Below are 6,245 nucleotides of genomic sequence, written 5' to 3'. Positions count from 1 at the left end.
ACCGCCCCGCCCGCCGCGATGCCCCGCGCCAGCTCCGCCACCGTACCCGGCGACCCCGGCGCTGTGCGACACCAGCACGATCCCGACCAGCGCCCCGCCGCTCACGCGTCCCCCTCCGCCGTGTCGGCCAGCGCGCCCAGCAGCAGGGCGGCCGAGGTGGCTCCCGGGTCCTGATGGCCGACGCTGCGCTCCCCGAGGTAGCTGGCGCGGCCCTTGCGGGCCAGTATCGGAACCGTCGCCAGCGCCCCGCCCCGCGCCGCGTCCCCGGCGGCGCGGTAGGACGTACCCAGCGCCGCGACCCCCGGGACCAGCGCGTCCAGCATCGTCTTGTCGCCGGGGGCCGCCCCGCCCAGCCGGGCCACCGCGTCCACCCCGGCGTCCAGGGCCCCGCGCAGCTCCTCGTCGGAGACCTCGGCGGCTTCGCCGAGTTCCTTGCCGGTGCGCCGCAGCAGCGTCCCGTACAGCGGTCCGGACGCGCCGCCCACCGTGGAGATCAGGGTGCGGCCGGCCAGCTGGAGCAGGGCCCCGGGCGCGGCCGCCGGGTCGGCTCCGGCCAGCGCCGCGCGCACGGCCGTGAAGCCCCGTAGCAGGTTGGCCCCGTGGTCGGCGTCGCCGATGGGGGAGTCGAGCTCGGTCAGCCGGTCCGCCTCCCGTTCCACGGCCGCCGCGGCGGCCTCCATCCAGCGCCGGAAGAACTCCGCGTCCCGCATCCTCAGCACCCCCAGCGCAGGGCGGCCGTCCGCACCGGCGCGTCCCACAGCCGCAGCAGTTTCTCGTCCGCCCGGCACACGGTCACCGAAACAGCCCGCCATGTCCAGGGAGGTGACGTAGTTCCCGACGAGCGCCCGCGCCACCTCGACGCCCCGCGCGGCCAAGGCGGCGGCCGACCTCCGCGTGGAAACCCGGTACAACTTCCAGCAGCGGGGTCGCACCCATCCCGTGGAACAGCAGCAGCACCGGGACGGCCGGTGGTCCGGGCTTCCGCGAGGTCGTCAGCACGGCCGCACCGCCCCTCCGCGATCTCCCGCGAGGTCATCATCGCGCGCCGCTCCCGGCCGGGCTCGCCGTGGATCCCCACGCCCAGCTCCAGTTCCGCGTCGGGGAGGTCGAAGGTCGGACTGCCCTTCGCGGGCGTGGTGCAGGCGCTGAGCGCCACCCCGAAGCTGCGGGAGGCGTCGTTGACCCGCCGGGCCAGGGCGGCGACCCGCTCCAGCGGGGCGCCCTCCTCGGCGGCAGCCCCGGCGATCTTCTCGACGAAGAGGGTGCCTCCCGTGCCGCGCCGGCCGGCCGTGTAGAGGCTGTCGGTCACGGCGACGTCGTCGTCGACGAGCACCCGCTCGACCCGCAGGCCGTCCTCCTCCGCCAGTTCGGCGGCCATCTGGAAGTTCAGCACGTCGCCGGTGTAGTTCTTGACGACGAACAGCACCCCCTGGCCGGCGTCCACGGCACCGGCCGCGTGCAGCATCTGGTCGGGCACCGGCGAGGTGAACACCGCGCCGGCGCAGGCGGCGGAGAGCATCCCGGGCCCCACGAACCCGGCGTGCAGCGGCTCGTGCCCGGAGCCGCCCCCGGAAACCAGCCCGACCCGCCCGCCGGCCCGCGCGTCCCGCCGCACGACGACCTGCCGCTCCACGTCGACGTCGAGTTCGGGGTGCGCGGCCGCCATGCCGCGCAAGGCGTCGGAGACCACGGTGTCGGGTGAGTTGATGAGCATCTTCACGAAGAACCTCCCGGTGCGGTGGAGTCGTGTGCTGTGACCTGCTGCCGACCGTAGGGCAGAGCGCCCCGCCGAGGTGGCGGAACGCGGACGCGGCGCGGCCGGGGCGCACCTGCCCTGGCATGATCGGGTCATGGGTCTGAACGTGGTCGTCGGGGTGCTCGCCGACGCGGAGGATGAGTACGCCGACATGGTCCGCGCCGACTTCGCCGCGATCGGCGCGCTGCTGGAGCGCGCGGGTGCGCGGCCCTGGCGCGAACCCGACGCGCTCGCGGGGGAGCCCGCCGAGTTCGAGTCGTGGGGCTACTCGGGGCTGCACGCACTCCGCCGACTCGCGGTCCACCTGGCTGCGGGCGAGCAGCTGCCGCCGCCGCTGGAGGAGCACCACCGCGCGTCCGCCGACCCGCTCCTGGAGGCGGTGTACGAAGCCCTCCCCACGGCCCCTCCCGGCCCGTTCGACCACCTGGTCCACCACTCGGACTGCGAGGGCTACTACGTCCCCGTGGACCTCGATCACGTCATATGCGACGAGCGGGCTCCGGGCGGCTACCTGGGCTCCTCGGTACGGCTGCTGGCGGAGACCCGCCGGCTCGCCGGAGCGCTCGGTCTCCCCGAGGGCCTCGACCCGCACTCCGAGGAGCTCTTCGAAGCGGCCGACGCGGAGGAGCCCGGCGCCGCAGGCTGGCAGCGCTACGGAGTCGAGTCCTACGTCTGCCTACAGCTCCTCCGGGCCGCCGAGCTGTCGGTCGCCAACGGGGCGGCCATCGCCTTCACCTGAGCCGGCGGTCCGCCGCCCGGGCGGAGGCCTCGCGGGCGGCGTACGCTCGACGGCGGGGCCGGCCCGCCTCCGGTGGCTCCGCGGGAGGAACCGTGACCGTGCTGGGCGAGCTGATCGGGATCGACGAGCGGACCGTACTGGTCGCCGGACAGGCGCTGGACCTCGCGCGGGGACGGCCCGACGTGGCCAACGCCCTCGTCCACCGGACCGGCGACACCCTCGTCCTGGTCGACACCGGCGTCACGGAGCCGTTCCGCGCGGCGCTGCGGGAGGCCGCCGACCGGGTCGGACCCTGGTCCCGGGTGCTGCTGCTGACCACCCACGGGCACCTCGACCACGTCGGCAACAACGACCTGGCCGACGTGCTGGGCGTACCGGCGGAGCACTACGTCCCCGCCCCCGACCTCGGCCAGATGCGGGACCCGGTGGCGTACTGGGTACGGGCCTTCGAGCGCGTGGCCGGGCTGGGCGTGCTGCCCGGGCCGCCCCGGGAGGCCGCCGAGAAGGTGGTCTCGCTCTTCCGGCCGCTGCGGCCCTTCGGCGCGACGACCCGGACGTACGAGGAACGGCCGCCGGAGCGGATCCGCATCGGCTCGCTGCGGCTCGGCGGCTGGACCTTCGCCGGCGGGGCGGTCCGGGTGCTGCGCAGCCAGGGCCACTGCGCCGGGCACGTGGTCGTGCACCTGCGGGACTGCGGGGTCCTCCACCTCTCCGACGAGGCCAACGGCCCCTGCGGCCCCATGGCCGACGCCGACCAGCTCAAGCTCCAGACGGCGCTGGGCTCCGCGGCCCGCCTCCTGGAGGAGGGCGAGGCCGAAGTCCTCACCGACGGGCACACCTTCGCCCTGCGCCGCGGCGCCGGGGCGGTGTCCCACCTGGACCGGATGCTGGACCAGGCCGCCGCCCTGCACGCGGCGGCCCTGGAACTGACCACCGGCCCCGGCCCGGTCCGGCCGGACGCGTTCACCGCCGCCTGCGCGGAGGCCGCCACGGCCCTGGGCGTCACCGGCGCCAACCCGAACCCGCTGTTCACGGCGATGATGGCGGTGAACCTCCTGCACGCCCTGGGCCTGCGCCCCGAGTCCCCCGCCCCCGACGCCCCCTGGTCCCGTCCCGGGCCGCCCCGCGCCTGACGGGGCGCCGTGCGGCGGAGGCCGGCCGTCAGGCGCCCTGTTCGCGCAGCCGGCGGCTGACCTCGCCGAGGCCGTCGGCGAGGGCGTCGAGCTGTTCGGGGGTGAGGACGTCGACGAGGGCCTCGCGGACCGCCGTGACGTGGCCGGGGGCGGCCTCCTCCAGGCGGGAGCGGCCCGCGTCGGTGAGGACGGCGAAGACGCCCCGGACGTCCGAGGGGCAGCTGCGGCGGCGGACCAGGCCGGCCTTCTCCATCTGGCCGACCTGGTAGGTCAGGCCGCTCTTGGAGTTGATCAGCCCGTTGGCGAGCTCCGTCATGCGCAGCTCCTGGTCGGGCGCCGCGGCGAGCCGCACGAGGATCTCGTACTGGGGGTGGGAGAGTCCGGAATCGTCCTTGAGCTGCTGGTCGAGCCGACGGTTCACCAGGGCGGAGGCGGCCAGGAAGCCCCTCCAGGCGCGCATCTCCCGGTCGTCCAGCCATCTCGGTTCGTCCATGACGCCAGGGTACACGAATTGTTCGAATTTGAATCAACGGCTCGCGGGTCGCTATGGTCGGACTCAAGCAGGTTCGAATTTGAACTAATCCCTCGGGCCGCCCGACCGGAAGGACCCCCATGAGCAGCGCCACCGCCCCCGCGACGAAGACCCCGGCCGCCGCCCCGGCCGCCCCCGCCGCCGACACCTCCGCCCACGACGCCGGACTGCTCCTGCTGCGCGTCGTCCTCGGTCTCACCGTGGCCGCCCACGGCACCCAGAAGCTCTTCGGCTGGTTCGGTGGCGGCGGGATCAGCGGCACCGGCCGGTTCTTCACCGCCAGCGGCTACCCGGCGGGCGACACCATGGCCGCCCTCGCCGGCCTGACCGAGACCCTCGGCGGCCTCGGCCTCGCCCTCGGACTGCTCACCCCGCTCGCCGGGGCCGCCGTCACCGGCACGATGATCAACGCCGTGGCCGTCCACGGCGCCGGCGCCTTCTTCGCCCCGAAGGGCATGGAGTACGAGCTCCTGCTCGCCGCGGCCGCCGCCGCCCTCACCCTGACCGGCCCCGGCCGCCACGCCCTCGACCGGCTGCTGCCCGTCCCCGCGCTGCGCGCCCACCGCCTCGCCCTCGGCGCCCAGGCCCTCGCCCTCGGCGTGCTCCTCGCCGTCGTGACGCTCCTCGTCCGCGGTTAGACGCCCGCCGCCGGGCGGGCCGCCGGCTGATTGACCCCCGGGGTTTGGGGGAAAAGCGGATGAATGACACAACCCATCGAAGACTACGCACTCATCGGCGACCTGATGACCAGCGCGCTGGTCGGCCGTGACGGGTCCATCGACTGGCTGTGCCTGCCCCGCTTCGACTCCGCGGCCTGCTTCGCCGCCCTCCTCGGCACCAAGGAGAACGGCCACTGGCGCATCGCCCCGGCCGCCGCCGAGGACGGCGAACGCTGCACGCGGCGGGCCTACTTGGACCGCTCGCTGGTCCTGGAGTCGTACTGGGAGACCGACGAGGGCACCGTCAAGGTCGTCGACTTCATGCCGCAGCGCGACGAGGCACCCGACGTGATGCGGATCGTCGAAGGGGTCTCCGGCCGGGTCACCGTCCGGAGCACCCTGCGGCTGCGCTTCGACTACGGCCACGTCGTCCCCTGGGTCCGGCGCAGCGAGGGCGACCGGGTCGCGGTCGCCGGACCCGACTCCGTCTGGTTCCGCAGCGAGCCTCGCGTGCGGACCTGGGGCGAGGACCACAGCACCCGCTCGGAGTTCACCGTCGGCCCCGGCGAGAAGGTCGCCTTCGTGCTGACCTGGCACCCCTCACACGAGCTGCGCCCCGAGCCGGTCGACCCGTACGGGGCGCTGGAGCAGAGCCTCGCCGACTGGCGGGAGTGGGCCGGCCAGTGCCGCTACGAGGGCCCGTACGAGGAAGCCGTCACCCGCTCGCTGATCACCCTCAAGGCCCTCACCTTCGCCCCCACCGGGGGGATCGCCGCAGCCGCGACGACCTCCCTGCCCGAGGAGATCGGCGGGGTCCGCAACTGGGACTACCGCTACTGCTGGCTCCGCGACGCCACCCTGACCCTGGGCGCCCTGCTGTCCACCGGCTTCCTCGACGAGGCGCGGGCCTGGCGGGGCTGGCTGCTGCGCGCCGTCGCGGGCGACCCGGCGGACCTCCAGATCATGTACGGCATCGCCGGCGAGCGCCGCATCCCCGAGACCGAACTGCCCTGGCTGCGCGGCTACGCCCGCTCCGCCCCGGTCCGGGTCGGCAACGCCGCCGTCGACCAGCTCCAGCTGGACGTGTACGGAGAGGTCCTGGACGCCCTGCACCTGGCGCGGGCCTCCGGGCTGGCCTCGGAACGGCACGCCTGGAAGATCCAGCTCTCCCTGCTCGACTTCCTGGAACGCAACTGGCACCGCCCGGACGAGGGGCTGTGGGAGGTACGCGGCCCGCGCCGGCACTTCACCCACTCCAAGGTGATGGCCTGGGTGGCCGCCGACCGGGCCGTGCGGACCCTGGAGAACGCCCCCCACATGCCGGGCGACGTCGAGCGCTGGCGGGCCATGCGGGACGAGGTGCACCGCGACGTCTGCGACAAGGGCTACGACCCCGAGCGGGGCACCTTCACCCAGTACTACGGCT

General features: G+C 74.9%; 6 protein-coding genes and 1 pseudogene. 4 read left to right on the top strand and 3 right to left on the bottom strand.

All coding sequences use genetic code 11. The annotated features are described in order from the left end of the window. Positions 1-101 precede the first annotated feature (101 nt). Positions 102-710: a dihydroxyacetone kinase subunit DhaL gene (dhaL, locus tag SSNG_RS04045; RefSeq protein WP_042802911.1), complete on the bottom strand. Its 609-nt coding sequence runs from the start codon at positions 708-710 to the stop codon at positions 102-104. Positions 711-712: 2 nt separating this feature from the next. Further along, a pseudogene (dhaK, locus tag SSNG_RS04040) lies at positions 713-1,720 on the bottom strand (dihydroxyacetone kinase subunit DhaK). A gap of 130 nt (positions 1,721-1,850) precedes the next feature. On the opposite strand from dhaK, the gene SSNG_RS42910 reads away from it, so the two are divergent. Further along, complete coding sequence (locus SSNG_RS42910; RefSeq protein ID WP_050779543.1) at positions 1,851-2,495, top strand: hypothetical protein; 645 nt, start codon at positions 1,851-1,853, stop codon at positions 2,493-2,495. A 92-nt stretch (positions 2,496-2,587) separates the two neighbouring features. Then, positions 2,588-3,628 carry an MBL fold metallo-hydrolase gene (locus SSNG_RS04030; protein ID WP_007262520.1) on the top strand — a complete coding sequence of 347 codons (1,041 nt, stop codon included), beginning with the start codon at positions 2,588-2,590 and terminating at the stop codon, positions 3,626-3,628. Positions 3,629-3,656: 28 nt separating this feature from the next. Here SSNG_RS04030 and SSNG_RS04025 read toward each other — a convergent pair whose 3' ends face one another. Next, positions 3,657-4,121, bottom strand: a complete 465-nt coding sequence (locus SSNG_RS04025; protein WP_007262519.1) for a MarR family transcriptional regulator — start codon at positions 4,119-4,121, stop codon at positions 3,657-3,659. 119 nt (positions 4,122-4,240) lie between these two features. On the opposite strand from SSNG_RS04025, the gene SSNG_RS04020 reads away from it, so the two are divergent. Beyond that, a complete protein-coding gene (locus tag SSNG_RS04020) occupies positions 4,241-4,798 on the top strand; it encodes a DoxX family membrane protein (RefSeq protein ID WP_007262518.1) in 558 nt (185 codons plus the stop codon). Positions 4,799-4,861: 63 nt separating this feature from the next. Further along, on the top strand, positions 4,862-6,245 hold a 1,384-nt coding region (locus SSNG_RS04015; protein ID WP_007262517.1), incomplete at its 3' end, for a glycoside hydrolase family 15 protein.

This window comes from Streptomyces sp. C (assembly GCF_000158895.1).
Lineage (GTDB): Bacteria > Actinomycetota > Actinomycetes > Streptomycetales > Streptomycetaceae > Streptomyces > Streptomyces racemochromogenes.
This window is presented reverse-complemented; position numbering and strand designations above follow the sequence as displayed.